Below are 1,172 nucleotides of genomic sequence, written 5' to 3' on the forward strand. Positions count from 1 at the left end.
AAGGCGTGACTGACGGTGAGTTGGCGGGTGCGCACGCCGCGTGCGGCGAAGTGCTCGCCGATGGCCAGGACGTCGTGGGTGTCGCCGGAGATGACGAGTGAGGTGGTGGTGTTGACGGCGGCGAGGGCGACGGTCGGGCTGAGGTGGGGCCGGATGTCGTGCTCGGTGGTGTTGATGGCGAGCATGGCGCCGCCTGGAGGCAGGGCTTGCATGAGGTGGGCGCGTGCGGTGATGAGGGTGCAGGCGTCGGTGAGGGTGAGAGCCCCGGCGACGTGGGCGGCGGTGATCTCACCGATGGAGTGTCCTGCCAAATAGTCGGGGGTGAGGCCGTGATGCTGGAGCAGGTGGTGGAGCGCGGTTTGGTGGGCGAAGAGGGCGGGTTGGGTGTGGCCGGTTTGGTGGAGTTGTTCGGGGTCCTCGGCCCACATGATGTCGCGGAGCGGGAAGTCGAAGTGATCGCAGACGTCGTCGAGCGCGCGGGCGAACACCGGATGGTGCGCATACAGCTCGCGGCCCATGCCGGGGTGTTGGGCGCCTTGCCCGGTGAACAGGTAGGCGGTTTTGCCGCTGTTGGTGGTGGTGATGAGGGCGTCGCCGTTGGCGAGTGCGATCAGCCCGTTGAGGTAGTCCTGGCGCCCGGTCCCGGTGACGGTAGCGGTGGGAGCTGTGGTGGTGGTGACGGCCGCGCGGTAGTCGAACTGTGAGCGCCTGGACAGGGTGTAGGCGATGTCGGCGAGGTCGAGGTCTGGGTGTGTTTGGACGTGGTGGGCGAGGTGGCGGGCTTGGGCGCGGAGTGCGTCGCTGGTTTTGGCGGACAGCAGCCATGGCAGCGGTTGGGGGGCGGCTGGTGTGGCGGGTTCGGGTTCGGGTGGTGTGGTGGGTTTTGGTTCGGGTGGTTGTTCCAGGATGAGGTGGGCGTTGGTGCCGCTGATGCCGAAGGAGGAGATCGCGGCGCGGCGGGGGTGGCCGTTGGGTTGCCATGGCTGGGCTTGGGTGAGGAGGTTGACGGCGCCGGAGGTCCAGTCGATGTGGGGGCTGGGTTGGTCGGCGTGCAGAGTTCGGGGCAGGGTGTGGTGTCGCATGGCCATGAGCATTTTGATGATGCCGGCGACGCCTGCGGCGGCTTGGGTGTGGCCGATGTTGGATTTGATGGAGCCGAGCCATAGTGGTTG

The 1,172-nt window shown here is 67.5% G+C and carries 1 protein-coding gene and 1 pseudogene; both read right to left on the reverse strand.

Going from position 1 to position 1,172, the window contains the following annotated elements:
• Positions 1-1,082: acyltransferase domain-containing protein (locus ACWD0F_RS52110; protein WP_449890598.1), on the reverse strand; the 1,082-nt coding region annotated here is incomplete at its 3' end.
• Between the two features lie 24 nt (positions 1,083-1,106).
• Positions 1,107-1,151, reverse strand: a pseudogene (locus tag ACWD0F_RS52115) (hypothetical protein); the annotation flags it as partial.
• Between the last annotated feature and the right edge of the window lie 21 nt (positions 1,152-1,172).

The sequence above is a fragment of the Nonomuraea sp. NPDC002799 genome, assembly GCF_053592075.1.